The 26,781-nt window shown below is 38.9% G+C and carries 31 protein-coding genes; 16 read left to right on the top strand and 15 right to left on the bottom strand.

The window, feature by feature from the left end:
- Positions 1-98: 98 nt before the first annotated feature.
- The 8 genes from ccoN (at position 99) to EXS92_RS01660 (ending at position 6,265) form a co-directional block, all read left to right on the top strand.
- The gene (gene ccoN / locus EXS92_RS01695; protein ID WP_165515350.1) at positions 99-1,565 is read left to right on the top strand and encodes a cytochrome-c oxidase, cbb3-type subunit I; all 1,467 of its coding nucleotides are present in this window, start codon (positions 99-101) and stop codon (positions 1,563-1,565) included.
- Between the two features lie 12 nt (positions 1,566-1,577).
- Entirely contained in the window at positions 1,578-2,276 is a 699-nt protein-coding gene (ccoO, locus tag EXS92_RS01690; RefSeq protein WP_165515349.1) for a cytochrome-c oxidase, cbb3-type subunit II, read from the top strand.
- Positions 2,277-2,286: 10 nt separating this feature from the next.
- A complete protein-coding gene (locus EXS92_RS01685) occupies positions 2,287-2,505 on the top strand; it encodes a cytochrome c oxidase, cbb3-type, CcoQ subunit (protein WP_001882476.1) in 219 nt (72 codons plus the stop codon).
- Between the two features lies 1 nt (position 2,506).
- Entirely contained in the window at positions 2,507-3,385 is an 879-nt protein-coding gene (gene ccoP / locus EXS92_RS01680) for a cytochrome-c oxidase, cbb3-type subunit III (RefSeq protein WP_120825498.1), read from the top strand.
- 10 nt (positions 3,386-3,395) lie between these two features.
- Entirely contained in the window at positions 3,396-3,602 is a 207-nt protein-coding gene (locus EXS92_RS01675; protein WP_033592814.1) for a DUF4006 family protein, read from the top strand.
- A gap of 100 nt (positions 3,603-3,702) precedes the next feature.
- A complete protein-coding gene (locus EXS92_RS01670) occupies positions 3,703-4,296 on the top strand; it encodes a hypothetical protein (protein WP_165515348.1) in 594 nt (197 codons plus the stop codon).
- Between the two features lie 12 nt (positions 4,297-4,308).
- Positions 4,309-4,890: a hypothetical protein gene (locus EXS92_RS01665; RefSeq protein WP_165515347.1), complete on the top strand. Its 582-nt coding sequence runs from the start codon at positions 4,309-4,311 to the stop codon at positions 4,888-4,890.
- A gap of 607 nt (positions 4,891-5,497) precedes the next feature.
- Complete coding sequence (locus EXS92_RS01660; protein ID WP_000506299.1) at positions 5,498-6,265, top strand: hypothetical protein; 768 nt, start codon at positions 5,498-5,500, stop codon at positions 6,263-6,265.
- Here EXS92_RS01660 and EXS92_RS01655 read toward each other — a convergent pair.
- Positions 6,262-7,125, bottom strand: coding sequence for a menaquinone biosynthesis family protein (locus tag EXS92_RS01655; protein ID WP_165515346.1), 864 nt, complete (start codon positions 7,123-7,125; stop codon positions 6,262-6,264). The two genes, EXS92_RS01660 and EXS92_RS01655, sit on opposite strands and share 4 nt — an antisense overlap.
- Positions 7,126-7,223: 98 nt before the next feature.
- Here EXS92_RS01655 and recA point away from each other — a divergent pair, with 98 nt between their 5' ends.
- From recA to EXS92_RS01625, 6 genes are read left to right on the top strand one after another with little or no spacing between them, the layout of a single operon-like run.
- Positions 7,224-8,267 (top strand): recombinase RecA, encoded by a 1,044-nt coding sequence (gene recA, locus EXS92_RS01650; RefSeq protein WP_000963114.1) that lies wholly within the window; start codon positions 7,224-7,226, stop codon positions 8,265-8,267.
- A gap of 11 nt (positions 8,268-8,278) precedes the next feature.
- Positions 8,279-9,559 carry a phosphopyruvate hydratase gene (gene eno / locus EXS92_RS01645; RefSeq protein ID WP_165515345.1) on the top strand — a complete coding sequence of 427 codons (1,281 nt, stop codon included), beginning with the start codon at positions 8,279-8,281 and terminating at the stop codon, positions 9,557-9,559.
- Positions 9,552-9,827 carry a hypothetical protein gene (locus EXS92_RS01640; RefSeq protein WP_000841057.1) on the top strand — a complete coding sequence of 92 codons (276 nt, stop codon included), beginning with the start codon at positions 9,552-9,554 and terminating at the stop codon, positions 9,825-9,827. The genes eno and EXS92_RS01640 overlap by 8 nt, the downstream gene beginning before the upstream one ends.
- Positions 9,828-9,843: 16 nt before the next feature.
- Positions 9,844-10,440 (top strand): AMIN domain-containing protein, encoded by a 597-nt coding sequence (locus tag EXS92_RS01635; RefSeq protein ID WP_341847347.1) that lies wholly within the window; start codon positions 9,844-9,846, stop codon positions 10,438-10,440.
- Between the two features lie 4 nt (positions 10,441-10,444).
- Positions 10,445-10,933, top strand: a complete 489-nt coding sequence (locus EXS92_RS01630; RefSeq protein ID WP_001164277.1) for a shikimate kinase — start codon at positions 10,445-10,447, stop codon at positions 10,931-10,933.
- A 21-nt stretch (positions 10,934-10,954) separates the two neighbouring features.
- Positions 10,955-11,911: a PDC sensor domain-containing protein gene (locus tag EXS92_RS01625; protein WP_000952310.1), complete on the top strand. Its 957-nt coding sequence runs from the start codon at positions 10,955-10,957 to the stop codon at positions 11,909-11,911.
- On the opposite strand, the gene rfaJ is transcribed toward EXS92_RS01625, so the two are convergent.
- Positions 11,908-13,014, bottom strand: a complete 1,107-nt coding sequence (gene rfaJ, locus EXS92_RS01620) for an HP0159 family lipopolysaccharide 1,6-glucosyltransferase (protein ID WP_165515344.1) — start codon at positions 13,012-13,014, stop codon at positions 11,908-11,910. The genes EXS92_RS01625 and rfaJ overlap by 4 nt on opposite strands.
- Positions 13,015-13,165: 151 nt before the next feature.
- On the opposite strand from rfaJ, the gene EXS92_RS01615 reads away from it, so the two are divergent.
- Positions 13,166-14,086, top strand: a complete 921-nt coding sequence (locus EXS92_RS01615) for a tetratricopeptide repeat protein (RefSeq protein WP_165515343.1) — start codon at positions 13,166-13,168, stop codon at positions 14,084-14,086.
- A 675-nt stretch (positions 14,087-14,761) separates the two neighbouring features.
- Here EXS92_RS01615 and EXS92_RS01610 read toward each other — a convergent pair.
- The 13 genes from EXS92_RS01610 to EXS92_RS07965 all read right to left on the bottom strand — a co-directional run bounded on the left by EXS92_RS01610 (position 14,762) and on the right by EXS92_RS07965 (position 25,723).
- Positions 14,762-15,484: a YebC/PmpR family DNA-binding transcriptional regulator gene (locus EXS92_RS01610; RefSeq protein WP_165515342.1), complete on the bottom strand. Its 723-nt coding sequence runs from the start codon at positions 15,482-15,484 to the stop codon at positions 14,762-14,764.
- Positions 15,485-16,456, bottom strand: coding sequence for a porphobilinogen synthase (hemB, locus tag EXS92_RS01605; protein ID WP_165515341.1), 972 nt, complete (start codon positions 16,454-16,456; stop codon positions 15,485-15,487).
- Between the two features lie 71 nt (positions 16,457-16,527).
- The gene (gene arsS, locus EXS92_RS01600) at positions 16,528-17,808 is read right to left on the bottom strand and encodes an acid-sensing histidine kinase ArsS (RefSeq protein ID WP_165515340.1); all 1,281 of its coding nucleotides are present in this window, start codon (positions 17,806-17,808) and stop codon (positions 16,528-16,530) included.
- 25 nt (positions 17,809-17,833) lie between these two features.
- Positions 17,834-18,511, bottom strand: coding sequence for an acid response regulator transcription factor ArsR (gene arsR, locus EXS92_RS01595; protein WP_000573732.1), 678 nt, complete (start codon positions 18,509-18,511; stop codon positions 17,834-17,836).
- A gap of 229 nt (positions 18,512-18,740) precedes the next feature.
- Positions 18,741-19,196: a CiaD-like domain-containing protein gene (locus EXS92_RS01590; RefSeq protein ID WP_165515339.1), complete on the bottom strand. Its 456-nt coding sequence runs from the start codon at positions 19,194-19,196 to the stop codon at positions 18,741-18,743.
- Positions 19,187-19,450, bottom strand: a complete 264-nt coding sequence (locus tag EXS92_RS01585; RefSeq protein ID WP_165515338.1) for a tetratricopeptide repeat protein — start codon at positions 19,448-19,450, stop codon at positions 19,187-19,189. The genes EXS92_RS01590 and EXS92_RS01585 overlap by 10 nt, the downstream gene beginning before the upstream one ends.
- 33 nt (positions 19,451-19,483) lie before the next feature.
- A complete protein-coding gene (locus EXS92_RS01580) occupies positions 19,484-20,764 on the bottom strand; it encodes a peptidase U32 family protein (protein WP_165515337.1) in 1,281 nt (426 codons plus the stop codon).
- A 2-nt stretch (positions 20,765-20,766) separates the two neighbouring features.
- Positions 20,767-21,498 carry a protein phosphatase CheZ gene (cheZ, locus tag EXS92_RS01575; RefSeq protein WP_165515336.1) on the bottom strand — a complete coding sequence of 244 codons (732 nt, stop codon included), beginning with the start codon at positions 21,496-21,498 and terminating at the stop codon, positions 20,767-20,769.
- A gap of 74 nt (positions 21,499-21,572) precedes the next feature.
- Positions 21,573-22,664, bottom strand: a complete 1,092-nt coding sequence (gene prfB / locus EXS92_RS01570; protein WP_120808246.1) for a peptide chain release factor 2 — start codon at positions 22,662-22,664, stop codon at positions 21,573-21,575.
- A gap of 60 nt (positions 22,665-22,724) precedes the next feature.
- A complete protein-coding gene (locus tag EXS92_RS01565) occupies positions 22,725-23,900 on the bottom strand; it encodes a molybdopterin molybdotransferase MoeA (RefSeq protein WP_078262505.1) in 1,176 nt (391 codons plus the stop codon).
- A gap of 9 nt (positions 23,901-23,909) precedes the next feature.
- Entirely contained in the window at positions 23,910-24,677 is a 768-nt protein-coding gene (gene fliR, locus EXS92_RS01560) for a flagellar biosynthetic protein FliR (RefSeq protein WP_165515335.1), read from the bottom strand.
- A complete protein-coding gene (locus tag EXS92_RS01555; RefSeq protein ID WP_165515334.1) occupies positions 24,671-25,399 on the bottom strand; it encodes an EI24 domain-containing protein in 729 nt (242 codons plus the stop codon). Before EXS92_RS01555 ends, fliR begins: the two co-directional genes overlap by 7 nt.
- 105 nt (positions 25,400-25,504) lie before the next feature.
- On the bottom strand, positions 25,505-25,723 hold the full coding sequence (locus EXS92_RS07965) for a hypothetical protein (RefSeq protein ID WP_242673973.1): 219 nt from the start codon (positions 25,721-25,723) through the stop codon (positions 25,505-25,507).
- A 147-nt stretch (positions 25,724-25,870) separates the two neighbouring features.
- Here EXS92_RS07965 and cbf2 point away from each other — a divergent pair, with 147 nt between their 5' ends.
- The gene (gene cbf2 / locus EXS92_RS01550) at positions 25,871-26,770 is read left to right on the top strand and encodes a peptidylprolyl isomerase CBF2 (RefSeq protein WP_165515333.1); all 900 of its coding nucleotides are present in this window, start codon (positions 25,871-25,873) and stop codon (positions 26,768-26,770) included.
- The last annotated feature ends 11 nt before the right edge of the window (positions 26,771-26,781 follow it).

The following is a 26,781-nucleotide window of genomic DNA, read 5'->3' as shown; positions in this document are numbered from 1 at the left end:
ATGTTACAGAAAAAGATTAAAAATTAAGCTTTTTGAAAAAGATAAAACTTTATAATTATGTTTGTCTTTGTTGAATTTACTACAAATAGGAGTATTGCATGCAAGAAAATGTGCCTTTGAGTTATGATTATTCCATTAGCAAATTGTTTCTTTATGCGATGGTTGCTTTTGGGATAGTGGGCATGTTAATAGGGATCGTGTTAGCCTTTGAGTTATCCTTCCCTAGTTTGAATTACATTGCAGGGGAGTATGGCGTTTTTGGCCGCTTGCGCCCCTTACACACGAATGCGGTGATCTATGGTTTCACTCTTGGGGGGATTTGGGCGAGTTGGTATTATATCGGTCAAAGGGTACTTAAAATCACTTATTACCAACACCCCTTTTTGAAAATTGTAGGGTTATTGCATTTTTGGCTCTGGATTCTTCTTTTAGTCCTAGGGGTTATTAGCTTGTTTGCTGGTCTTACTCAATCTAAAGAATACGCCGAATTGATGTGGCCTTTAGATATTATTGTGGTTGTGGCATGGGTGCTATGGGGGGTTAATATGTTTGGGAGCATGAGCGTTAGGAGGGAAAATACCATTTACGTGTCTTTGTGGTATTACATCGCTACTTATGTGGGTATAGCGGTGATGTATATTTTCAATAACCTTTCTATCCCCACCTATTTTGTCGCTGATATGGGGAGCGTTTGGCATTCTATTTCTATGTATTCAGGCAGTAATGATGCACTCATTCAATGGTGGTGGGGGCATAATGCGGTCGCTTTTGTCTTTACGAGTGGGGTGATTGGCACGATTTATTATTTCTTGCCTAAAGAGAGCGGTCAGCCTATCTTTTCTTACAAACTCACTTTGTTTTCCTTTTGGAGCTTGATGTTTGTTTATATTTGGGCGGGAGGACACCATTTGATTTATTCCACCGTGCCTGATTGGGTGCAAACCCTTTCTAGCGTGTTTTCAGTGGTGTTGATCTTGCCTTCGTGGGGGACAGCGATTAACATGCTTTTAACGATGCGTGGCCAATGGCACCAGCTCAAAGAAAGCCCCTTGATCAAATTCTTAGTTTTAGCTTCAACTTTCTACATGCTTTCCACTTTAGAAGGCTCTATTCAAGCTATCAAGAGCGTGAACGCTTTAGCACACTTCACCGATTGGATCATTGGGCATGTGCATGACGGCGTGCTTGGGTGGGTAGGCTTCACTTTGATTGCGAGCATGTATCATATGGTGCCTAGGCTTTTTAAAAGAGAGATTTATTCAGGCAGGCTTGTGGATTTCCAATTCTGGATCATGACTTTAGGGATTGTGCTTTACTTTTCGTCCATGTGGATTGCAGGGATCACGCAAGGGATGATGTGGAGGGATGTGGATCAATACGGAAATCTCACTTACCAATTCATTGACACGGTTAAGGCGCTAATCCCTTATTACAATATTAGAGGCGTTGGGGGTCTTATGTATTTTATTGGATTTATTATTTTTGCTTACAATATTTTTATGACCATCACGGCAGGCAAAAAATTAGAGCGTGAGCCCAATTATGCCACGCCTATGGCCAGATAAAGGAGGTTTAAGATGTTTAGTTTTTTAGAAAAAAACCCGTTCTTTTTCACTCTTGCGTTTATTTTCGTGTTTTCTATTGCAGGCTTGGTGGAAATTTTGCCCAATTTCTTTAAATCCGCTCGCCCCATTGAAGGCTTAAGACCTTACACGGTTTTAGAGACAGCGGGGAGGCAAATTTATATCCAAGAAGGTTGCTATCATTGCCATTCCCAACTCATCCGCCCTTTCCAAGCTGAGGTGGATCGATACGGCGCGTATAGTTTGAGCGGGGAATATGCGTATGACAGGCCATTTTTATGGGGATCTAAAAGGATTGGCCCTGATTTGCACAGGGTGGGGGATTATCGCACAACCGATTGGCATGAAAAACACATGTTTGATCCCAAAAGCGTTGTGCCGCACAGCATCATGCCCGCCTATAAGCATTTATTCATAAAAAAGAGCGACTTTGACACCGCTTATGCAGAAGCTTTGACGCAAAAAAAGGTTTTTGGCGTGCCTTATGACACCGAAAACGGCGTGAAATTAGGGAGCGTAGAAGAAGCGAAAAAGGCCTATCTAGAAGAAGCTAAAAAAATCACAGCCGACATGAAAGACAAGAGGGTGCTAGAAGCGATTGAGAGAGGTGAAGTCTTAGAAATTGTGGCTTTGATCGCTTATTTGAACAGCTTGGGTAATTCCAGGATCAACGCTAATCAAAACGCTAAATAAGGGGTGAATGATGGATTTAGAAAGTTTGAGAGGTTTTGCGTATGTGTTTTTCACTATTCTTTTTACGCTCTTTTTGTACGCTTATATTTTTAGCATGTATAGAAAGCAAAAAAAGGGTGTCGTGGATTATGAGCGATACGGGTATTTAGCGTTAAATGATGCTTTAGAAGATGAGTTGATTGAACCACGCCATAAAGAAGTTCATGATAAAGGCATAAAGGAAAGTTGAAATGGATTTTTTAAACGACCATATAAATGTTTTTGGCTTGATTGCAGCGCTTGTGATTTTAGTTTTAACCATCTATGAATCCAGTTCGCTCATTAAAGAAATGCGCGACAGCAAATCTCAGGGTGAGCTCATGGGAAATGGGCATTTGATTGATGGGATAGGGGAGTTTGCCAATAATGTGCCTGTAGGTTGGATCGCAAGCTTTATGTGTGTGATTGTGTGGGCTTTTTGGTATTTCTTCTTTGGGTACCCGCTGAACAGCTTTTCTCAAATCGGGCAATACAATGAAGAGGTTAAAGCGCACAACCAAAAATTTGAAGCCAAATGGAAGAATTTGGGTCAAAAGGAATTGGTGGATATGGGTCAAGGCATCTTTTTAGTCCATTGTTCGCAATGCCATGGCATCACCGCTGAGGGCTTGCATGGGAGCGCTCAAAATCTGGTGCGCTGGGGTAAAGAAGAGGGCATTATGGACACCATTAAGCATGGCTCTAAGGGCATGGATTATCTCGCTGGGGAAATGCCCGCTATGGAATTGGATGAAAAAGACGCTAAAGCGATCGCAAGCTATGTGATGGCAGAACTTTCTAGCGTTAAAAAGACGAAAAACCCTCAACTCATTGATAAAGGCAAGGAATTGTTTGAAAGCATGGGTTGCACAGGCTGTCATGGCAATGATGGTAAGGGCTTGCAAGAAAATCAAGTGTTTGCGGCCGATTTGACCGCTTACGGCACAGAGAATTTTTTGAGAAATATCTTAACGCATGGCAAAAAGGGCAATATAGGGCATATGCCATCATTCAAGTATAAAAACTTTAGCGGCTTGCAAGTTAAAGCGTTGGCCGAATTTATCCAATCGCTAAAACCCTTAGAAGATTAAAGGAAAAGAGATGAAATTTTTAAACGGATTAGCAGGGAATTTACTGATTGTGGTTATCTTGTTGTGTGTGGTCGTTCTTTTTGCATTCAAAGCGATCCATATCCAAAAAGAGCAAGCCACCAATTATTACCGCTATAAGGATATTAACGCTTTAGAGACAAAAAGCACCCAAAACCACGCTAATTATGAATTAGTCAATCAAGGGAGTAAAAAATGAAATTCACCACTTTAGAAAAAATATTAGCCTTAATGGTAGTAGCGACCATTTTAATGACCATTGTTATTTCTTTTGTGCCTAACTTGTTTTTGTTTAGCACATGAAGGGCTTATGGCTTGTAATTTCTTTAGCTTTTGTTGGTTTTTTGTGGGCTAATGAATCTTATGTTTTTAACAATTCTAAGGGGCGTTTAACAGAAAAAAGCGTTGCGTTTATAGAGGGCGTTTCTAAAGAGCTTTATCTTAAAACAGGCGTGCGTTTTGCGATTGACATGACGGATTTTGAAAAAAATCCTATCGCTCTAGCGACTAAAAAAGAGCGCCAAAGCTATCAAGAGGGCTTTTTAAAGCAGCTCAAACCCCCTTTTGTGGTATTCTTTTTCTACCATGACGCTCAAAAAATAGAATTAGTGGCTAACCCTAAAGATTTGCTAGACACTGATAAAATCTTTTTTGAAAAAATCGCTCCCTTACTCCCTACAAACGCTAAAGAATACACGCCTAAAAGGATTTCAGCCATGCTTATTAATGGCTATTCGGTCGCAGTAGACGCTTTAGCGGAAAAATATCGTGTGAATATCGCGCAAAATTTTAACGCTCCTAAGGGAGTAACTTTTGTAAAGGTGGTTGTTTATATTTTATTATTGACGCTTTTAGGGGCGTTTTTGGGGCTTTATTTTTTTAAAAAATCTTAAGAGGGAAAATCAATGAAAGAAAAAAACTTTTGGCCTTTAGGGATCATGAGCGTGCTTATTTTTGGGCTTGGGATCGTGGTGTTTTTGGTGGTGTTTGCCTTAAAAAATTCGCCTAAAAACGATTTAGTGTATTTCAAGGGTCATAACGAAGTGGATTTAAACTTTAACGCCATGCTTAAAACTTATGAAAACTTTAAGTCTAATTATCGTTTTTTAGTGGGTTTAAAGCCCCTTACAGAAAGCCCTAAAACCCCTATTTTGCCCTATTTTTCTAAAGGCACGCATGGGGATAAAAAAATCCAAGAAAACCTTTTAAACAACGCTTTGATTTTAGAAAAGTCCAACACGCTTTATGCGCGATTGCAACCGCTCAAACCCGCTTTAGATTCGCCAAATATTCAAGTGTATTTAGCGTTTTATCCCAGCCAATCACAGCCCAGATTATTAGGAACGCTTGATTGCGCAAACGCATGCGAGCCTTTAAAATTTGATTTGTTAGAGGGCGATAAAGTGGGGCGCTATAAGATCCTTTTTAAATTCACTTTTAAAAACAAAGAAGAATTGATTTTAGAGCAACTGGCTTTTTTTAAGTAGCATGGCTTGTATGGGTATATCAATTTTAAAAAATGCTAAAGCATTTTTTAAATACAAAAAATAAAAGAGCTTGCGAAAAAACAAGCGATAATTTTTAAAAAGCGGTCTTTATGGGTTAGGGGGATTAGGGGTTGTAGGGGGGATTTCAAAATGCCCCCCTATTTCCTTAAAAAAATGAGCTTATAATAAAGGGATCAAAATCCCATTTTTAAAAATTAAAGAGTGATCCAAAACAAACAAAAAACCCCCATAAACTCGCATCAATTTATTCTAAAAATTTAAAAAACCTTTCTTGTTGTAACGCTCTTTTAAGGAGGTTACAAAAATTAAAATGGCACTAGCTTTTAAAAAAGTTTGTTAAATTGTGAGACAATTAAGAGAGCATGGGATTTGGGGATTTGAAACCTTGAATACGCTCGGATTTTTCAAATTAACTCGCTTTGCGCGGTCGTTTAGAAATCGGTTTTTATTGTTGCCTTGAGTGGATTTTTTGGCTAATTAAGTTTTTTGTTTTGTGAGATAAAGAGCGATTAAAGTAAGACTTTTAGTTATCAGTATTTGATGATAAAAAGCCTGAATTTTCTATCCAAATGGGTATAATAATCGCATGGGTTTTTTAAAAGTTTTTAAACATGACGCTTTAGGGCAAGTAGGGAATATTGTTATAGGGAATTTTTTAATCACGCTCACTATTTTAGCGGTTTGTTTTTCCTCTCAAAGCGCTGAAGAAACGACCATGCTCACCCTAAGCTACACGCTCTTTTTTGTTTTAGGGGCGTTTTTACTGATTGCAATCAGTGTGGGAGCGATCAAAAATCTCAACGCGCTTTTTTCTAAAAGAGGGGTTTTAAGCTTTTCCTTACCCATTAGTTTGGAATCTTTATTGCTCCCTAAAATCTTGCTCCCTATGGTGTTTTTTATCTTCAGTTTGTTCTGGTTTGTGGCGAGCGTTCGTTTGGGCTATTACCTTTTTAACGCGCAATCCAGCGTGTTGTTTATCTTGCACACCGCTTTAAAAACCTTTGCGTTAAAACCCACTAAAACTATAGGCGTTGCGCTGTTTTTAGGGCTTGTTTTAATGAAATTTTTATTTGTTTTGAGCGTTTTAAACGCTGCTAGGATCAAAAAAGCGCGTTTTTTACTCGGGGGGTTGTTGTTCATTCTGGTGGGGGTTGTTTTGGAATTGGCGTTCAATTCGTTACTGCCCTTAATGAGCTCTAGTTTAAGCATCAATGAGGGGTTTTATTATTTCTTGCAACAACAAGAATTGCAAGAAAATAAATACTATCTTTTATGGGGGGTGGATTTTTTAAAAATCCTTTTATTGTATGGGGTGATCCGTTACTTGCTTACGCATAAATTAGAATTGGATTAAGGAAAGCGGTATTTTAAATATTCATCAGTGAGCAAGCAATCTTTAGTCTTTAACAAGTTAGCGTAAAACCCATGCTGATAGCCCAATTCAAAAAGCTTGTCTATGGCGAGAACTTGAATCTCGCTTAAGCGCGTTGAAGTCTCATTCGCATACAAGCTTAAATAAGTTTGTAACCGCTCTTTATTCACACGAATGAGCGAGCGCTCTAACAGCATGCCAGAGAGCAGATCCTGGTGTTTTAAAGCGGCTTCAACCGCTTTAATCAAAGCCTTTTTAATCAAAATCGCGCGATACAAAGGGATGGATCGCCTAATCGCCATGCCCCCCAAAGGCAAGGGTAAATCCACTTCAATGAGTTCTTTCCAAACATCCCACAATTCTTTTTCCACTTCTAATTCATCATGGAAATCCAAAATATTTTCATGGATGAGCACGCCCGCATGCGCTTTTCCTTCCAAAACCGCTTTTTCAATGTCTAAAAAATTCATGTAAGCGATACGCGCGTGTTTGTAATAGATTTTAAACAATAAGGCGTTTGTGGTGTGTTCCCCACTTAATGCGACTCTAAAATCTTTTTTCAATTTCACGCCCTTTTTTTTCACTAATTTAGGCCCATAGCCATTCCCAAAGCTCGTTGCCGTGGGGAGTAAGGCGTAATCGTTCGCAATTTTAGGGTATAGCCCAAAGCTGATCGCGCTCACATCATAAGTGTTTTTTAGGGCTTCTTGGTTTAGGGTTTCAATATCCAGGGCAATGTTTTTGAATGTTTTATTTTTAATGGGGCAATCTATCCAGCCAAACTTAATCGCATAATACATGAAAATATCATCAGCATCAGGGCTATGAGCGACACTAATCAAAGTAAAATCCTTTTGTGATAGGGTAAGTCCTTTTATTATAATAGATTTTAGGCTAGGATTTGATAGAATAAACAAATCAAATTCAATAAGGTGATTTAATGGCAATAGATGAAGACAAACAAAAAGCGATTTCTTTAGCGATCAAACAAATTGATAAGGTTTTTGGTAAGGGGGCGTTGGTGCGCCTTGGGGATAAGCAAGTAGAAAAGATTGACGCTATTTCTACAGGCTCGTTAGGATTGGATTTAGCTTTAGGGATTGGGGGCGTTCCAAAGGGTAGGATCATTGAAATTTATGGGCCAGAGTCAAGCGGGAAGACCACTTTAAGCTTGCACATTATCGCAGAATGCCAAAAAAATGGCGGCGTGTGCGCGTTCATTGACGCTGAGCATGCCCTAGACGTGTATTATGCCAAGAGGCTGGGCGTGGATACAGAAAATCTACTCGTTTCCCAACCAAGCACGGGCGAAGAAGCCTTAGAGATTTTAGAAACGATCACCAGAAGTGGGGGGATTGATTTAGTGGTGGTGGATTCGGTGGCGGCCCTTACGCCTAAAGCGGAGATTGATGGGGATATGGGCGATCAGCATGTGGGCTTGCAAGCAAGGCTTATGAGCCATGCGTTAAGGAAAATCACTGGTGTCTTGCACAAGATGAACACCACTCTCATTTTTATCAATCAAATAAGGATGAAGATCGGCATGACGGGTTATGGGAGTCCAGAGACCACAACCGGAGGCAATGCCTTAAAATTCTATGCGAGCGTTAGGATTGATATTAGAAGAATCGCCGCTTTAAAACAAAACGAACAGCATATTGGCAATAGGGCTAAAGCCAAAGTGGTTAAAAATAAAGTCGCTCCGCCCTTTAGAGAAGCGGAATTTGACATCATGTTTGGGGAAGGGATTTCTAAAGAGGGCGAAATCATTGACTATGGCGTGAAATTAGACATCGTGGATAAGAGCGGGGCATGGCTTAGTTACCAGGATAAAAAGCTAGGGCAAGGCCGAGAAAACGCTAAAGCCTTATTGAAAGAAGATAAAGCCCTAGCGAATGAAATCACTCTTAAGATTAAAGAGAGTATTGGCTCTAATGAAGAGATCATGCCCTTACCCGATGAGCCTTTAGAAGAAATGGAATAAAAAGGATTTTGATGCTAACCATTAAAGACATTCATGCTTTAGAAGTGATGGATAGTAGGGGCAATCCTACCATTCAAGCCAATGTGATTTTAAGCGATAACACTAAGGCGAGTGCGATTGTGCCTAGCGGGGCGAGCACCGGTAAAAGAGAGGCGTTAGAATTAAGGGATAATGACAAAACCCGTTTTTTGGGTAAAGGGGTTTTAAGGGCATGCGAAAATGTCAATAGCGTGATCAAACACCATTTAATAGGGCTTGAAGCGATCAATCAAGCCTTTGTGGATGAGAGGTTAAGGGCTTTGGATGGCACGCCTAATTACGCTAATTTAGGGGCGAACGCTGTTTTGGGCGTTTCTATGGCGTTAGCAAGGGCTAGCGCGAAGGCTTTAAATCTGCCATTATACCGCTATTTAGGGGGGGCTAACGCTTTGACTTTGCCGGTGCCGATGCTCAATATCATCAACGGCGGAACGCATGCGAATAATTCCATAGACTTTCAAGAATACATGATCATGCCTTTAGGGTTTGAAAGTTTTAAAGAAGCCTTAAGAGCGAGCGCGGAAGTCTATCACACGCTTAAAAAACTTTTAGATGGAAAGAATCAACTCACAAGCGTGGGCGATGAGGGGGGTTTTGCGCCTAATTTTAACAACAATGTAGAACCCCTTGAAATCATTTCTCAAGCCATTGAAAAAGCCGGCTATAAATTAGGCGAAGAAATAGTGCTCGCTTTAGATGTAGCGAGCAGCGAATTGGTGGATGAACATTTCAATTACCATTTAAAGGGTGAAAATAAGATTCTAGATTCGCATGAATTAGTGGCTTATTATAAAAAGTTGGTGGCAAAATACCCGATTGTGTCTATTGAAGATGGTTTGAGCGAAGACGATTGGGAGGGTTGGGCGTTTTTAAGCAAGGAATTAGGGCGTCAAATCCAATTAGTGGGCGATGATTTGTTTGTAACGAACGCGAGCATCTTGCAAAAAGGCATTGAAAAAAACGTTGCGAACGCCATTTTGATCAAACCCAATCAAATCGGCACCATTAGTGAAACTTTAGAGACCATAAGATTAGCCAAACACCATGCTTATCAATGCGTGATGAGCCATAGAAGCGGGGAGAGTGAAGACAGCTTTATCGCTGATTTTGCGGTCGCATTGAATACGGGAGAGATTAAAACCGGATCCACCGCAAGGAGTGAAAGGATCGCTAAATACAACCGCCTTTTGGAGATTGAGCATGAATTAAAAGGGGGGATTTATATCGGTAAAGAGTTGTTTAAGCATGGCTGAAAGCCTTTTTGAAAACGATGAAATCAAAAACAATAAAGCGCGAGATTTTTTTTATAGCCATAGTTCCCTTATTGTCTTTTTCCTCTTACTGCTTGGGTTTGGGTATTATTTAGGGAAGTTGCTTTTTGGGGGTTCTTCTTTAGAGGTTTATTTGGATTTAAGAGACAAGCATGAACGATTGCAACAAGAAATCACCGAATTGCAAAGCAAGAATGTGCGTTTGCAAAAGCGTTTGTTTGAATTGAGAGAGTTACGGCCTAGAGATTAGATTTAAGGAAATGGTAGTGTTAAAAAAGATGATAGGTTTGGTGGCGGTTTTAAGCGTTTTATTAGCCAGAGACAACCCTTTTGAGCCTGAAATCAATTCCAAGAATTTGCAAGGGGGCTTTAGCGGGATCTATGATGACTATCTCAAAGAAATCCATGTGGATTTGCCTACGAGCGCTAGGATTTTAAAACAAATCACGCTCACTTACCAGGATATTGATGGCTCTATCCATTCTAAAGTCGTGGGCATTGATAAAAGCATTGATTGGCACTACCCCTTAAAACTCTCCCAACACACCCTTAATCAAACCACCTTTGAAAAACGCTATCAGATCCAAGATTTTGATTTTTTAATGGCAAACAACACGATGATTTTGCGTTCCCCTTATAAAATTTTGCGCTCTTTTGTACTGGTCAATCCTTATAGAATCGTGTTAGACACGCAAAAAGGCCCTTTGGATATTTATCAAAATATGGATTTAAACCAGAAGTTTTTTTCTCACATTAAAGTCGGCACACACAAAGATTATTACCGCATCACGCTCATTTTAGACGGGAAATACCGCTATCTTTTGGAAGAAAAAAATGGGGCGTATGAATTAAAATTGAAATAAAAGCATGCAGCATTTAGTCTTAATCGGTTTTATGGGGAGCGGTAAAAGCTCTCTAGCGCAAGAATTGGGGCTGGCTTTGAAATTAGAAGTGCTGGATACGGATATGATCATTAGCGAAAGGGTGGGCTTGAGCGTGAGGGAGATTTTTGAAGAGCTTGGCGAAGACAATTTCAGGATGTTTGAAAAAAATTTGATTGATGAATTAAAAACGCTCAAAACCCCCCATATCATTTCTACCGGTGGGGGCATTGTGATGCATGAAAATCTTAAGGGTTTAGGCACAACTTTTTACCTCAAAATGGATTTTGAGACCTTGATTAAGCGTTTGAATCAAAAAGAAAGGGAAAAACGCCCCCTTTTGAATAACCTTACTCAAGCCAAAGAGCTTTTTGAAAAACGCCAAGCTCTCTATGAAAAAAACGCCTCCTTTATCATTGACGCAAGGGGTGGTTTAAATAATTCTTTAAAACAAGTGCTACAATTCATCGCATAAATTTTTTTTAAAGGCCTTGTGATGTTAAGTAGAGACATTGTCCAATATTCCAAGATCCGCACCGAGTTATACGCCTATCTCACTTATTTGTTTTCGCACAATATCCGCAACCACCTTCCTGAAATCACTTTGGATTATTTAAACAGGCAAATCAGTAAAATGCAAGCTGAAATCAAAATGGCAAAAAGTTTTTTTGTTTTAGACGCTAAGGGCATGCTCATGCTTAAACCAAGCCAATTTAAAGAGCATGGGCATAAGGAAGGGCTATTAGAGCATGATTTAACAGAAGGGATTGAATTAGAATCGCATGCCAGTTTTAGCGATAAGTATTATTTTTATCAAGCCGTGAATGAAAAGCGTTGCATTTTAACCGACCCCTATCCTTCTAAAAAAGGAAACCATTTAGTAGTGAGCGCGTCTTACCCGGTGTATGATCAAAATAACGATCTAGCGTTTGTGGTGTGCTTGCAAATCCCTTTGAGAGTGGCGATTGAAATCAGCTCGCCTTCAAAGTATTTTAAAACCTTTAGCGAGGGGAGCATGGTCATGTATTTTATGATTTCTATCATGCTCACTTTAGTGTCGCTGCTTTTATTCGTGAAATGCATTTCTAGCTTTTGGACAGCGATCGTGCATTTTAGCAGTTTTGACATTAAAGAAGTGTTCCACCCTATCGTGCTTTTAACCCTAGCCTTAGCCACCTTTGATCTAGTCAAGGCGATTTTTGAAGAGGAAGTGTTGGGTAAAAATAGTGGGGACAACCACCATGCGATCCACCGCACGATGATCAGGTTTTTAGGCTCTATCATTATCGCATTAGCCATTGAAGCGTTAATGTTAGTGTTTAAATTCAGCGTGAGCGAACCGGATAAAATCACTTATGCGGTGTATTTGGCTATTGGCGTGGCAGTGCTTTTGATCAGTTTGGCGATTTATGTTAAATTCGCTTATAGCGTGTTGCCCAAACGAGAACGCTAAGAGTTTAAAAACCTTTCTTTTAAGCGTTTGAAAATCTTACTCAATCTAAAAAAGACATATTCTAAAAGGGTTTTTGGATTGAGTAGGGGGGCAAGAAATTCAAAGGTTTTTTGTTTGTCTTTAAGGCTTAAACATTCTGTCATTTGCTTAAGGAATTTCACGGAATATTCAGCGTAAAAAAGGGTTTTTAAAAGAATCTCATGCCATTCTTTAGAATATAAAGCAATGGGTGAAATCCAAGGTTTTCCTACAAAATAAAAATGCAGCATGATAATTTCTTGTTGGCTAGGAATAAAGCGTTTTTGATTGGCCATGAAAGGGTGGGTGTTATAAATATAGGGTAATTGTAAAACTTTTTGATAGCATGCGAGCGTTAAAAGATCCTGTTCAGGGCAAAACACGCACTGGCCTTTTTGATGGGCTAAATCCAATAAGCACTCTTCTAAATGATCCATGCGCCATAGCTTTAGATTCACGATTAAAAACCCAACATTATAGTGGTTTTCACAAATGATTTTCATGTCTTTTTCTTTAAGGTAATGCTCATGGAGAAAAAATTTTTGGCGAGGCTCTCTCTCCCTTTCTGTTTGGAAATGTTTAAGGCTTTTAGGAGAAGAAAAATCTTTAGCCGCTCCAAAATAATAAGAATCTAGCGGGATAAAAAAACTCTCGCTCACATCGTTTAAAAACAAAGTGTCCGCATCAAACATGATGATTTTGTCGTATTGCGGGAATAAAGAAGCCAAAAACAAGCGGCACATGACCATTTTAGAAAAGCGAGTCTTAGCGTAAATGTTGAGCTGTGAAAAAGCTTCATGGATTTTATCAATGACAGAAGGTTCTGCTAGGGTAGTAGTAGGGTTATTGGGATCTGAAATGTCTAAAAAATCCACGCTCGCAAAAGTGCTAAAGGGGGCTAGAGTCTCTTTTAATTTTTGTTGGTTTTCAAGGCTTAAATTATCCACCAGGCAGTGGATTTTATAAAAAAGTTTTTTATCATGGTGTTTTGTTTTAGCGCAAGCCAGCATGGAATACAGGCTCACGCCAGCCGGAATGGCGTAATGATTGTCAAAGGCGATGACAATAGGAATAATGATACTCATTTTAAGTGGTTTCCCTAAAATAGGTTTTTTAAATCAATTTAATCCAAAAGTTGAATTTATTTTTTTAATAATTATACTATAATAGCCAATTAAATTGGGGTTTTACTGATTTTTCTTTGTGCGAGCTTGGCTTAGTTTTGTAAGGAATGAGATGATAAAGAGTTGGACTAAAAAGTGGGTTTTGATTTTATTTTTAATGGCAAGCTGTTTTGGTCATTTGGTGGCTACAACCGGTGAGAAATATTTTAAGATGGCTAATCAAGCCCTTAAGAGAGGGGATTACCATAGAGCGGTGGCTTTTTATAAGAGGAGCTGTAATTTGAGGATGGGGGTTGGTTGCACGAGTTTAGGCTCTATGTATGAATATGGCGATGGCGTGGATCAGAATATTTCAAAAGCCGTTTTTTATTACAGAAGAGGGTGTAATTTAAGGAATCATCTCGCTTGCGCGAGTCTAGGCTCTATGTATGAAGATGGCGATGGCGTTCAAAAAGACCTTCCAAAGGCTATCTATTATTATAGGAGAGGGTGCCACTTAAAAGGTGGGGTGAGTTGCGGTAGTTTGGGTTTTATGTATTTTAATGGTACGGGCGTTAAGCAAAATTACGCCAAAGCCCTTTCTTTTTCTAAATACGCTTGCAGTTTGAATTATGGCATCAGTTGTAACTTTGTAGGGTATATGTATAGGAACGCAAAAGGCGTGGAGAAGGATTTGAAAAAAGCCCTTATGAATTTTAAAAGAGGGTGCCATTTAAAAGACGGAGCGAGCTGTGTGAGCTTGGGATACATGTATGAAGTCGGTATGGATGTCAAACAAAATGGAGAGCAAGCCTTGAATCTTTATAAAAAGGGTTGTTATTTAAAAAGGGGGAGCGGTTGTCATAATGTAGCGGTGATGTATTACACGGGTAAGGGCGCTCCAAAGGATTTAGATAAAGCCATTTCGTATTATAAGAAAGGTTGCACTCTAGGCTTTAGTGGTAGCTGTAAAATGTTAGAAGAAGTGATTGGTAAGAAGTCTGATAATTTGCAAGATGACGTGCAAAACGACACGCAAGATGATACGCAATAAGCCAGAGTTTTAGGGGCTAATGATTAAAAACTCATCTTATAGAAATCTTTCTACTCTCTTGTTATCAAATAGGGATTGAGCGTCTCTATTGATGGGGTATTGAGACGCAATAAAATCTAAACGCTTAGAATTTGGATCCGCTCTCATCTGCTAATAACTAAAGTCTTATTGATTTTTTAATTTTTTAAAAAATGGGGTTTTGATCATTCTATTTTCAAACTCATTTCCTTAAGTAGGATAGGGGGGTGTTTTGAAATAATCCCCTTACAACCCTCCCTTAACCCCAAGACCGCTTCTAAAAAGCTATCGTTTGACTAGGAATCAAGCTCTTTACTATTTTTATTTTTAAAAATACTTTGAGTATTTTTAAACTCCTTAGCAGAAAGCCCAAATACCTTTAGCGTTTGAATTGAATGCTACTCATTCATAGTGTAATATCCCCATGCATTCGCATCTATGGTAGGAAGCGTTGGGAGTTACGCCTTTTAAAGGTATGGTGCGTAAAAGATTAAATGCACTTTGGACGCTCAAACTCTGTAAAATCCCTAATTATAGGGACACAGAGTGAAAGCCAAACTCTCCCCTAACATCAGTCTAAAAAAGCTTAATGCCTTAGCGTTTGGGCGTTCCACTTTCACTATGGATTGTAAAAATGCCTTTGAGCCTTTTAGCCTTTCACTCAATATTCGTATAAAGCGCGACCACATCATCATCGTCTTCAATCCTATCCAATAATTTTTCGGTAAGCTCCATTTGTTCGTCATTCAATTCAATGGGCGTTGTGGCGATGCGCTGCAAACTCGCTTTTAAAATGGGCAATCTCAAGCTTTCAAACCCCTCATTTAAGAGCTTGAAGCTGTTATAATCCCCCCTAATAATAATCCTGTCTTCCACTTCTTCTAATTCTTCCAAACCATAATCAATGAGAGCGAATTCTAAATCTTCTAGGCTGAGTTTTAAATTTTCCACTTCACTTTTCAAGCATTCAAACACGCTTTTTCGGTTAAACATAAATTCTAAAGAGCCATTAGGCACGATGCTCGCCCCTTGTGTTTTATTGAAATAGCTTTTAAGGTTAGCAATGGTTCTAGTGGGGTTATCAGTCATGCATTCTATAATGATTAACACGCCAAAATTCGCCTTACCCTCATAAGTGATTTCACTCAAATTCCCCTCTTTACTGCTCGCTCTTTTAATCGCTGCATCAATATTGTCTTTAGGCATGTTTTGCGCTTTGGCGTTTAAAATCGCCGTTCGTAGTTTGGCGTTCGTGTCCGGCTCGCTCCCGCCCTCTTTTGCTGCTAGAGTGATCGCTTTGGCGAGCTTGGGGAAAACCTTACTCATCTTATCCCATCGTTTTTCTTTAGCCGCTCTTCTGTATTCAAACGCTCGTCCCATTCAATTCCTTTGTAATAAGTTAGCCATTTCTTTAGCATGATAGCTAATAATCATATCCGCTCCCGCTCTTTTAAAACAAGTCATCGTTTCTAATAAAACGCTTTCATAGTTGATCAGGTTGTGTTTTTGAGCGAGTTTGAACATGGCGTATTCCCCGCTCACGTTATAGAGCGCTAAAGGGAGCAAAGTGTGATCCCTGATTTCTTTAACAATATCCAAATACGCCAAAGCCGGTTTCACCATTAAAATATCCGCGCCCTGTTTTTCATCTTCTAAGCTTTCTAAAAGCGCTTCTTTTTTATTAGCGTAATCCATTTGATAGCTTTTGCGATCGCCAAAACTCGGTGCAGAATTGGCTACATCTCTAAAAGGCCCGTAATAGCTGCTCGCAAATTTAGTGGAATAGCTCATGATGGGCGTGTAAAAATACCCGGCGTTATCTAGCGTTTTCCTCAAGTTCAAAACATTCCCATCCATCATGTTGCTTGGGGCTAGAATATCCACACCGCTTTCAGCCAAAATAAGCCCTTGAAGGTTTAAAATCTCTAGCGTTTTATCGTTAGACACAGAATCGTTTTCTAAAATCCCGCAATGCCCATGGTCGGTGTATTCACAAAAACACAAATCCGCTATAACGATTAAATCCTTGAATCGTTTTTTAACCTCTCTAGCGGCTTTTGCGACAATGTGATCCTTATTTAATGCATGGCTTCCTGTGGCGTCCTTATTTTTAGGAATGCCAAACAATAAAACGGCTTTGATGCCTAAACCCACTAATTCTTCGCATTCTTTTAAAAGAGGCTCTACACTCATTTGATAAACGCCAGGCATGGAGTTGATTTCATTTTTAATATAACTATCGCTTTCTATGACAAACAAGGGAGCGATGAAGTCATCAATATTCAGACGCGTTTCTCTTATCATCGCTCTTAAGTTTTCGCTGCTTCGTAATCTTCTCAATCGTTTGAACATGTTCTCTCTTTATTGTTTTTCTTTAACCCCATAATTGGCTTTTTCTATCCTCTTCATTGCGCTCACCTCTCTCAAATTTTCGGGGGGGGGGGGAGCTCTTCATCATCTTCTTCTAAATCGTAAAAACTATTAAAAACGCAATCATGGATAGTGAAACAAATTCTTCCATTGCTGTAATGATAGCTCAAATTCAATCCCATAGCCTCTAAAGCGTTTTTAATGATATACATGCCTAACCCAAACCCATGGGCTTGGCTGGGGTTAGAAGATTTAAAGTAGGGTTGCAAATACTTTTCAAAATCTTCTTTTAAAGGTTTGCTTTTATTAGACACCACCAAATCATTGCCGATGAAATCCAAAAACACCTGCTTGTCATCGCTGTATTTGATCGCATTATCCACCATGTTTTTTAACGCTATAGCAAACAATTCAAAATCCGCTTCAATGATGTAATTGGAAGAGAATACATGGATAGGGCTTTCTTTATCCTCGTCAATTAAAAGCATTTTTTCAATTTTATCGATCAAATCGCTCATTAAAAATTTTTCTTTATTGCTCCCATAGTTTTTGGAAGCGAGTTGCTCAATGCGGGCAAATTGCTCAATCAGCGTGTTTAGGTGATCAAAAATGGAAATGAAGCGCTTTTGTGGCAATTCTTCTTTGAGCATAGAGCTTAATATCTTGCCCTTAGTGATAGGGGTGCGCAATTCATGCATGATAGAGCGCAAAAATAAAACCCGAGATTCATTCATCGCATTGATTTTTTGGATGCAATTGTCAAATTCGTTAGCCAGATCCCCTATTTCATCTTTTTGCTTGCTTTTACAACTCACGCTTTTGTCCCCTTGAGCGAATCGCTTCACTTGAGATCTCAACTCTCTTAAGGGCAATAAACTCTGCAAAACGAATAAAAAGAGGAATAAAATCAATAATAAACCCACCGTAATCGCTAAGAAATAATTCCTATAAGAAACCGAATGCAAATCTTTATAAAGCACAAAATGCTCATCCTTTTTTAAAAGGATAAAAACCATATCGCTGAATTTAAACACTTCAGCATACCCAATATTCCTGTGGTGCAACTGGTGGCGTCTTTTGGCTAAAACCTTTTCTAAATTTTCTATTGTGGTTTCTCTAAAACCAATTTTATAGAGGTAATCTTCTATGGCTCTATAATCAGAGTAGTTATTTAAAATTTCATTGATAGTGGTAACAAACTGGTAATGGCGCATTTCGTTTTGATAGTTTTCGTGACTGATTTGAGAAGACACGAAATAGTAAGCGAACGCTCCAAAACTAAAGAGCGTTATCATAAACAAAGCGACAACTTTAAAAAAGATAGAGAAACGCAAAATCCCTTAACTCCTTATTAGAATATCAGTATTCTAATTTATAACCAATCCCTCTAACAGAGATGATGTATTGCGGCTGCTTAGGATTTTTTTCAATCTTAGATCGCAAACGGCCAATGATCACATCAATGCTTTTATTAGAGCTTTCAGGGTTGATGCTCTCGCTCTCAATCGCAATGCTTTCACGGCTAAACACATAACCTTTTTTGCTAATGAGGAGCGAAAGGATTTCATATTCAGCCCTGGTTAAGTCTAGCTTTTTTTCATGCATATACACTTCTCGGCTGTCCTTATCTACCCTAAAGATATTCGCATCGCCTGGCTCACTCACTTCTTCTTTTTTATGAGAACGCCTGAGTAAGGATTGGATACGAGCTAATAATTCCTTAGGATCATAGGGTTTAGGGAGGTAATCATCAGCCCCATAATCTAGCGCTTTAATCTTATCTTCCACATCGCTTCTTGCTGAAGAAATAATAATAGGGATATGTTTTTGTTTGGAGATGCGCCTACACACTTCAAGCCCGTCTAAATTAGGCAAAGTTAAATCCAACAACAACAAATCATAATTTTGTGTGTTAGCCGCACTAAGACCGGTATATGGCTCATCGTAATTGGTTACATGAATGCCATGTTGGAGCAAAAACTCGCTCAAAAACTCGGCTAATTCTATATCATCTTCTATCATTAAAACTTCTATCATACTTCAATTAACTCCTTCAATGATTTCTATAAAAACGATTAACTTTGTTAATGTTTTAAGGGCTTGATTTTAGCATTTTATTACTAAAGATACCTTAAAGATGTCTTAAAAATAAAAATTCAAAACATTATCATAGTTATTAATAGAAATTTAAGGCTTTGTTTTCATGGAATATTGAAAAATAAAGTCTTATTTTTTAATGTTTTTAAAAAATTCCTTTGATCGTTTTTCACTCTGTGTTTTCTCGCTCCAAAGATTCCAATCGTTTTTCAAGCACGCTCAATTGGTATTGCAAGAAACGCGCCACTAAATCCAAACGCTTCATGGCTTCTTTTTCTTCTAAAGCTTGCATGCCTTGAAATAACACTAAAGTTCTTTCTAGTAAGTTTTTTAAAAAAACCTTCTCGTTTGAAATTGGTGCTTGCGTGGGGTTTTTGGGCGTGATTTCTTCTGTAATGATTTCTTGTGCTTCTTCTTTTTCTTCTGCGATTTTTTCTTGCGTTTCTATTTTAGTAGCACTTTTTGGCTCTAAAGGGGTGTTTTGAGGGTTTGGGGTGTTTTGCAAATAGGGAGGCGTTTTAAAAAAAGAGGGCGTTTTTTGCGCCGCATCAAAGTTATTATCAATGGTTTTAGCCATTTTTTCAATTTCATTGAGGGTTTCTGAAATAATGTTTTTCAATTCCATTCTACCAGCCATTTTTCTAAATTTTCAACGCTCAAAAAATCCCCTTTGATAAAATTCAAATAGTGCCGCTCTAATGTTGCATCGTGTTTGAAAGGAGCGCCATTTTTTTGGATTTTTTCCAAGCGTTCCATTTGTTTTAACGCCTCTGCATGGTCAGGGGTTTTTTTTAAAATATTAGTATAAATTTGCAACGCTTCTTCAAAAAACCCTTGTTCTTCGTAAATACGAGCGAGCGTGATAGTTTCTAAGGGCATGCGTTTCTCTTAATCGTTTTTAATCCCTAATCTCTAAACGCCATTTTTAGACTCTACTTGGGTGCGCAAAAAACTAAAAGCTGGTAAGGGTGCGGGCAGCCGCACTAAATTCACATTCCCGCTATGGATAGTTTCTAACTCGGTGTTATTTTCTAAAAGGATTTTATACAGCACTAAATAAGAGCGTTTTTCAAAGGTGTAAATCTTGCCAATTTCATTGACTACGGGCGTGATAGCGGCATTTTTTGGGGCGATGATTTCATAAGCGGTGTTAGTGGTCGTGGTGAATTTGCATGCAAAAAAACGCCCGTCTTCGGTTATTTCGCCATTGACTTGAAAATCCCCTTCGCTAATGGCTGTTTGGTGGTTTTGAGTATCCAACCTTTCAAAAGGCCTTCGCATCAAATAGCCGTCCGTGAAACCCCTGTTTTTAAGCGTGTTCAATTCGCTAGCATAAAAACTCGGCTTTAAGGTGTTATGGTAAAAATCATCAACCGCTAAACGATAGATGCGCGTGGTTTGCGCGGCGTAATAACTGGACTTGGTGCGCCCTTCAATCTTAAGCGCGCTAATGGCGTTTGAACTTAAAATTTCAGCGATATGGTTAGAGAGATTCAAATCTTTAGCGTTAAAAATATGCGTGCCTACGCCCTCTTCTTCAACCAACCTCATCATCACGCCGTTATCTGGGTTTTTCACATAATATTCATAATCAAACCGGCAATCATTCGCGCAACTCCCTCTATTAGGCACGCGCCCCTTTTGTAAAGCCGAAATCAAGCAACGCCCTGAAAAGGCAAAGCACATGCTCCCATGCACAAAGATTTCTAATTCTAAATCGGGTAAGGCTTTTTTAATTTCAATCGCATCATTCAAGCTCAATTCCCTAGCGCACACAATGCGTTTAACCCCTAGATCATAAAACACTTGCGCATCTAGCAAATTCAAGACATTCGCTTGCGTGGATAAATGGATAGGGATATGCGGGGCGATTTTTAAAGCGAGTTTGATTACCCCAGGTGCAGCGATAATAAAAGCGTCTGGCTTCAATTCTGCCATTTTATCAATATGTTCTTCTAAAAGCTTGAGCTGTGAATTGAAGGGGAAACCATTGATCGTGGCATAGACTTTTTTATTTAGTGCATGGGCGTAGTCAATCCCTTCTTTGAAAGTCTTTAAAGTGAATTCCTTGCTTGCACGATTGCGTAAAGAAAAATGGCTCACTCCCCCATAAACCGCATCAGCCCCATAGTTGAGAGCGATTTTAAGTTTTTTTAAATTACCGGCTGGAGAGAGTAATTCAACTTGGTTCAAAACTACTTGGCTCCAAAAGAAGCGATCAAGGCTTCAATATCATCCGCGCTGGCTAAATCTTTATCGTCATCGCCGGTGATATAAGTCGCTGAACTCACGCGCTTAGAATCATCAATTTTGCCTTCAAAAAGCGAATTCATGTATTGGCTGAGCGCTCGCATGACATTGACCACTCGTTCAATTTTTTGGCGATGGATATCTTGAAACTGCATAATATCCATCGCTTGCATGGAGCTATCAGAGCAATTAGTGGCTTCTTCTTCAATGCTTTTAAGGGCGTTTAGGATTTCTTGTTGCTCGTTGAGCGCGGTTTTAAAAGATTCCACATGGGGGAAATGGCCATGCAAATTGTCAAAAATTTCTTGGTGTTTTTGCAAAGGTTCTTGGATTTTTTTAACCATTTTAGCGATCTTTTCAGCGCTAGCCCCAATCAGATCCAATTGATCAAAAATTTGCGTGGCCTTCACTTCAGAATCTCTTGTAACATCGTCTAATTGATGCACGACCTTATGCTCTTCAGTGGGGGGAGGGGGCGGCCATTCATTGGGGCTAATCTTGCCGTATTTTTCAGCGTCCTCCTTTTTGACGGTCATTTTTTCACTAGAACCGGAATTCTCTTTACTCTCTTTAGGCTCTTCTTTAGTTCCTTCTTTAGCCTCCTCTTTGGTTTCTAAGGCTTCCAAGTTTTCTAAATCGCCACCACTCATCAAAGCGTCTAATTCTTCTTGTGTCATTGTTGTTCCTTGCCAATTGGTTTTAAAAAGCGTTTTATAGTAACCATAATTGATTGGCTGTCATTTTAGCGCACTTAAGCTTTAGCAATCAAAACGCCCTCTAAAATCGCATCAATATCGCCGTCTAAAATCGCTTCCACATTGCTATAAGCAATATTGGAGCGCGCGTCTTTGACTTGCTGGTAGGGGGCTAAAACATAGCTTCTTATTTGATGCCCCCAACCGATCTCGCTTTTTTCTTCATTTTTGGCGCTGCTTTGTTGCTTTTCTAATTCCAATTCATAAAGCTTGGATTTAAGCATTTTTAACGCGCTCGCTTTGTTTTTATGCTGGCTCCTGTCGTTTTGGCATTGCACCACAATACCGGTAGGGAAATGCGTGATCCTGACCGCACTTTCTGTTTTATTGACATGCTGACCGCCTGCCCCACTGGCTCTGTAATAATCATAACGGACATCTTTTTCATCAATTTCTATATCAATATCATCGTCTAATTCAGGGCTAATTTGCACGCTCGCAAAACTCGTGTGCCGTTTGGCGTTCGCATCAAAGGGCGAAATCCTTACAAGCCTATGCACCCCGCTCTCGTTTTTCAAATAGCCATAAGCATTTTCGCCCTTAATGATAAAGGCGACCCCTTTAATGCCCGCTTCTTCGCCATCTTGATAATCTAAAATCTCGCTTTTAAAGCCCCTTCTTTCTGCCCACCTCAAATACATGCGATATAAAATACTCGCCCAATCTTGGCTTTCAGTCCCCCCCGCTCCAGGCTGAATGGTGATAATAGCGTTTGAGGCATCGTTTTCACCGCTTAACATGATTTCAATTTCCACTTTTTGGACGCTGTGCTCTAAAACAGGAGCCTCTTCATAGAGCAAGGATAAAGTAATCTCATCGTTATCGTTTTGAGCGAGTTCAAACAATTCCACGCTTTCATCTAAAGAATTTTTGGTTTTTTGATAGGTTTCTAGCAAGCGGTTCAAGCGTACTTTTTCTTTATTGGTGTCTCTAGCCTTTAAAACATCTTGCCAAAAATTAGGGTCTTCTTGCTCTTTTTCAATGCGTTCTAATTCTTGTTTGATCCTTTCAGGCTTGATGATTAAAGCGATATTATCGCATTTGTTTTGCAAGCTTTTTAACAATTCGCTATAGGTGTAGTTATCCACAAACAGAACCTTTATGAGTGGGGTTTTGAACTTGCCATTATAGCATTGTTAAAAGCCATTTTAATTTTCAAACCTTAAAATTTCAATTTCGCCCTGAACCAATCCCACTCCTTCATCAATTAAAGCGATAGAATCCACTCGCGCAAGGGCTTGAATCGCTCCTGATTCATAGCGGTTGTTGTTGTAAGGAATGAATTGGTGGTTTGAATAGTTGCCTAAAATTAAATACGCGCGTTTGTCTTTAAGCTTTAAAGGGGCATTGATTTGAGCCTTAAAGGGCTTTAATTCAAAGTCTTTATTTAAAGATAAGCGCTCCAATAAGGGTAGAATCAAAACTCGTAAAACCAATAAGCAACTCAAAGGATTACCCGGTAAGCCTATAATAATGCTTTGATTGAGTTGGGCTAAAGTTACCGGTTTTCCCGGTTTGAGATTGACTTTTTCGTAATAAAAAAGGGCGTTTTTTTCTTTCAAAGCGTCTTTAAAAAAGTCTTTATCCCCCACGCTCACCCCTGCGCTTGAAAGGATGACATCATAATCTTGTAATTCAAGTATTTTAAGTTGTAAATCTTTATCGTCTTTTAAAACCCCTAGAAAATGCGTGTTGTAGTTTTTAAGCATGTTAAAAACACCCACTGAATTAACATCATAAACCTGGCATTCTAGGGCGTTTTGCCCTAAAGGCACTAATTCATCGCCGCTGCTAAAGAGAGCGATTTTTAATTTCCTAAACGCTTTGATTTCTTTGAACCCTTGAGAGGCAATGAGTGCGATATGCCCATAATTCAAACGGGTATTTTTAGGGACTAACACGCTGTTTAAAGAAGCGTTCTCGCCCTTTTGACGGATATTGGCGTGAATTTTAAAATCTTTAGGAGCTAGGGCGAAATCTTTATGACTCTCTAGCATGCACTCTATAGGGACAATCGTTTCTATTCCCTTTGGCACCATCGCTCCAGTCATGATTTTAACGCATTCATTCTCTTTAACTTCTAAAGCACTCACATCATCTCCGGCAAAGATGTGCTGGATGACTTGAGTTTTTTGGCCCAAGTCTCGCATTTTAAACCCATAGCCATCCATTGCGCTTTGATTGAATTTAGGCAAGGCGTGAGTGCAAATAATATCCTCTGCTAGAATACGCCCTATGCTTTCAAACAAAGAGACAACCTCTACTTCTAAGGGTTTTAGGGGAATGCTAGAATGGATTTTTAGAGCTTCTTTAAAACTAATCATATTGATCCTTTAAAAGATTTTGCTAATGGCGCTAAAGGCCAAGCTGATTTCTTCTTTAAAACGCCCCATGATAGCCGAAGCGATTAAAATAATGCCCACAAACCCGATCGCAATTTTAACCGGAAACCCGATAGCGAGCAGGTTGAACTGAGGGTGGGTTTTCATGATCATGCCAAAAATAATATCGCTCAATAACACCAAGCATAAAATAGGGAACGCCATAGAAAACCCTATGACAAACAAATGCGAAAAGGCTTTGACAATGTTTTTAGCCAACGCTGGCTCAAAGACAAATTGCCCTAAAGGGACGGCTCTTAAGCTGTGATCCACAAACAAAATGATTTGATGGTGGAACGATAAATCCAATAAAATTAAAATCGCTAACAATAAAAGGGCTTGCCCCACAATGGGTTTTTGCGATCCTGAAATAGGATCATACGCGCTCGCCATCGTAAGCCCCATAGAAAAGCTGATGCTATCGGTTGCAAACACTAAGCTTGCAAAGACGATTTGTAAAAAGACAGACGCGCACACCCCTAAAAACAGCTCGCATAAACAAGCGATGATAAAACTCTCTGGCGTGTAAGCGGCGTTTGAAAACTCTAAAGTGGGGTAAAAAATCGCGCTCACATACAAGCTCAAAGCCCCACGCACCGACAAAGGCACTAAATGGTTTTCAAAAAAAGGGAAAAAAGATAACACCCCGCTAACCCTTAAAAACAACAAGAAAAAATCCCTAACATGGGGGGTGCTAAGCTCTTGGAGAAAATCTAACATTCTTTTTCTTTAAGGATAAAAAAGTAGTGTGCTAGCATAAGGGTTTGCAACAAGGTGGCAAAAAAATTAAAAAAAGGAATCAAGGAAAAAAGATAGCAAAAAAACGAGAAACGATAATGCTTCAATCGGTGCTGTTTGAGTAAATTTTGATAGCTTTGATAATTAAAAATCATGCTGGCTATATCCAAACTCATGGTGTTTTTGAAAAAAAGAAAATGCACAATTATGGAAAAAAAGACCCCAAAGACTCCTATAAAGGGAATGAAATAAAGGGGCGTTAAAACCGCTAAGAATAAAAGCATAAAAGCGAGCGATTTTAAAAAATATTTAATAGAAAAAAGGATAGAGCCAAATTCTTCTAAAACGACATGGGGATAATATTTTTGGTGCAAATAAGAGACCACTAAAGGGGTGTAAAAAATAGACGCAAAAATATTGATGACCAAACTCAAAAGAATCACGATCCAAAAAATAAGAAAATACACTAACGCTTTAAAAACCCATGCGAACACGCCAGCAAAAAAGCCTTGAGAATGGGAATAATCATTCAAAGATTGCGGTAATAAAGTTTGGCAATAACCCACAATACTCCCGCCATTGTAGTAAAAAACAGCTCCAAAAAACGCCAAACTCAAAAGGATAGGGCTAAGATTGATTAAAAGCATTCTGGCGCTTAAAAAATCATTAAAACTTTTTTTAAAAATGGATAGAAACAAAACCATAAGCCTTTTTTAAACTCACTTTTTAGGGGGTATTTAAGCGCAAAGTCCCTTAATCTTATATAGTAAGCTTATCAACATGAGATTGACTAAAGGTATAGAAATTACTTAATATGGAATAACATGCAATGCTAAAAAACCAAATATAAAAAATAATAACCATGGTAACCAAGGAAAGAGAATACATACAACAATAATTACGAATATTATATTCATAATTGCATCGAGAATTTTTGAATCCTTTTTAACATTCTTTTCCTTTCCAAAAAGAATAAAAATAACACCAAAAAAGATAATCAATATTATTACAACATCTGAGGCGAACATTTTTACCCACTTTGAATGGAATGAATAACTTTAAGCATTTCTTACCCCTCAATGTGAGTTTTCTATAATCATGATAGCTGATTTTGTTTTAAATTTGCTATAATGTAGATTTAATGATGAAAATTAGTTTAGAGTGGAGAACACACAATGAAAAAAAATATCTTAAATTTAGCGTTAGTGGGCGCGTTGAGCGCGTCGTTTTTGGTGGCTAAGCCGGTTCATAACGCGAATAACGCTACACATAACACGAAAAAAACGACTGATTCTTCAGCAGGCGTGTTAGCGACAGTGGATGGCAGGCCTATCACCAAAAGCGATTTTGACATGATTAAGCAACGAAATCCTAATTTTGATTTTGACAAGCTTAAAGAGAAAGAAAAAGAAGCCTTGATTGAGCAAGCTATCCGCACTGCGCTTGTAGAAAATGAGGCTAAGGCAGAAAAGCTTAATCAGACTCCAGAATTTAAAGCGATGATGGAAGCGGTTAAAAAACAGGCTTTAGTGGAATTTTGGGCTAAAAAACAGGCTGAAGAAGTGAAAAAAGTCCAAATCCCAGAAAAAGAAATGCAAGATTTTTACAACGCTAATAAAGATCAGCTTTTTGTCAAGCAAGAAGCCCATGCTAGGCATATTTTAGTGAAAACCGAAGATGAGGCTAAACGGATTATTTCTGAGATTGACAAACAGCCAAAGGCTAAAAAAGAAGCCAAATTCATTGAGTTAGCCAATCGGGATACGATTGATCCTAACAGTAAGAACGCGCAAAATGGCGGTGATTTGGGGAAATTCCAAAAGAACCAAATGGCTCCGGATTTTTCTAAAGCCGCTTTCGCTTTAACTCCTGGGGATTACACTAAAACCCCTGTTAAAACAGAGTTTGGTTATCATATTATTTATTTGATTTCAAAAGACAGCCCTGTAACTTATACTTATGAGCAAGCCAAACCCACCATTAAGGGGATGTTACAAGAAAAGCTTTTCCAAGAACGCATGAATCAACGAATCGAGGAATTAAGGAAGCACGCTAAAATTGTTATCAACAAGTAATTGATGAGGTG

The sequence above is a fragment of the Helicobacter pylori genome (assembly GCF_011175115.1).
Taxonomy (GTDB): domain Bacteria; phylum Campylobacterota; class Campylobacteria; order Campylobacterales; family Helicobacteraceae; genus Helicobacter; species Helicobacter pylori_DF.
Note: the sequence above shows the minus strand (reverse complement) of the source record. Positions and strands in the feature narration are given on the sequence as shown.

Coding starts and splice junctions, on each gene's coding strand:
- ccoN (WP_165515350.1), top strand. CDS start 99: ATGCAAGAAAATGTGCCTTTGAGTTATGATTATTCCATTAGCAAATTG.
- ccoO (WP_165515349.1), top strand. CDS start 1,578: ATGTTTAGTTTTTTAGAAAAAAACCCGTTCTTTTTCACTCTTGCGTTT.
- EXS92_RS01685 (WP_001882476.1), top strand. CDS start 2,287: ATGGATTTAGAAAGTTTGAGAGGTTTTGCGTATGTGTTTTTCACTATT.
- ccoP (WP_120825498.1), top strand. CDS start 2,507: ATGGATTTTTTAAACGACCATATAAATGTTTTTGGCTTGATTGCAGCG.
- EXS92_RS01675 (WP_033592814.1), top strand. CDS start 3,396: ATGAAATTTTTAAACGGATTAGCAGGGAATTTACTGATTGTGGTTATC.
- EXS92_RS01670 (WP_165515348.1), top strand. CDS start 3,703: ATGAAGGGCTTATGGCTTGTAATTTCTTTAGCTTTTGTTGGTTTTTTG.
- EXS92_RS01665 (WP_165515347.1), top strand. CDS start 4,309: ATGAAAGAAAAAAACTTTTGGCCTTTAGGGATCATGAGCGTGCTTATT.
- EXS92_RS01660 (WP_000506299.1), top strand. CDS start 5,498: ATGGGTTTTTTAAAAGTTTTTAAACATGACGCTTTAGGGCAAGTAGGG.
- recA (WP_000963114.1), top strand. CDS start 7,224: ATGGCAATAGATGAAGACAAACAAAAAGCGATTTCTTTAGCGATCAAA.
- eno (WP_165515345.1), top strand. CDS start 8,279: ATGCTAACCATTAAAGACATTCATGCTTTAGAAGTGATGGATAGTAGG.
- EXS92_RS01640 (WP_000841057.1), top strand. CDS start 9,552: ATGGCTGAAAGCCTTTTTGAAAACGATGAAATCAAAAACAATAAAGCG.
- EXS92_RS01630 (WP_001164277.1), top strand. CDS start 10,445: ATGCAGCATTTAGTCTTAATCGGTTTTATGGGGAGCGGTAAAAGCTCT.
- EXS92_RS01625 (WP_000952310.1), top strand. CDS start 10,955: ATGTTAAGTAGAGACATTGTCCAATATTCCAAGATCCGCACCGAGTTA.
- rfaJ (WP_165515344.1), bottom strand. CDS start 13,014: ATGAGTATCATTATTCCTATTGTCATCGCCTTTGACAATCATTACGCC.
- EXS92_RS01615 (WP_165515343.1), top strand. CDS start 13,166: ATGATAAAGAGTTGGACTAAAAAGTGGGTTTTGATTTTATTTTTAATG.
- EXS92_RS01610 (WP_165515342.1), bottom strand. CDS start 15,484: ATGGGACGAGCGTTTGAATACAGAAGAGCGGCTAAAGAAAAACGATGG.
- hemB (WP_165515341.1), bottom strand. CDS start 16,456: ATGTTCAAACGATTGAGAAGATTACGAAGCAGCGAAAACTTAAGAGCG.
- arsR (WP_000573732.1), bottom strand. CDS start 18,511: ATGATAGAAGTTTTAATGATAGAAGATGATATAGAATTAGCCGAGTTT.
- EXS92_RS01590 (WP_165515339.1), bottom strand. CDS start 19,196: ATGGAATTGAAAAACATTATTTCAGAAACCCTCAATGAAATTGAAAAA.
- EXS92_RS01585 (WP_165515338.1), bottom strand. CDS start 19,450: ATGCCCTTAGAAACTATCACGCTCGCTCGTATTTACGAAGAACAAGGG.
- cheZ (WP_165515336.1), bottom strand. CDS start 21,498: ATGACACAAGAAGAATTAGACGCTTTGATGAGTGGTGGCGATTTAGAA.
- EXS92_RS01565 (WP_078262505.1), bottom strand. CDS start 23,900: ATGATTAGTTTTAAAGAAGCTCTAAAAATCCATTCTAGCATTCCCCTA.
- fliR (WP_165515335.1), bottom strand. CDS start 24,677: ATGTTAGATTTTCTCCAAGAGCTTAGCACCCCCCATGTTAGGGATTTT.
- EXS92_RS01555 (WP_165515334.1), bottom strand. CDS start 25,399: ATGGTTTTGTTTCTATCCATTTTTAAAAAAAGTTTTAATGATTTTTTA.
- EXS92_RS07965 (WP_242673973.1), bottom strand. CDS start 25,723: ATGTTCGCCTCAGATGTTGTAATAATATTGATTATCTTTTTTGGTGTT.
- cbf2 (WP_165515333.1), top strand. CDS start 25,871: ATGAAAAAAAATATCTTAAATTTAGCGTTAGTGGGCGCGTTGAGCGCG.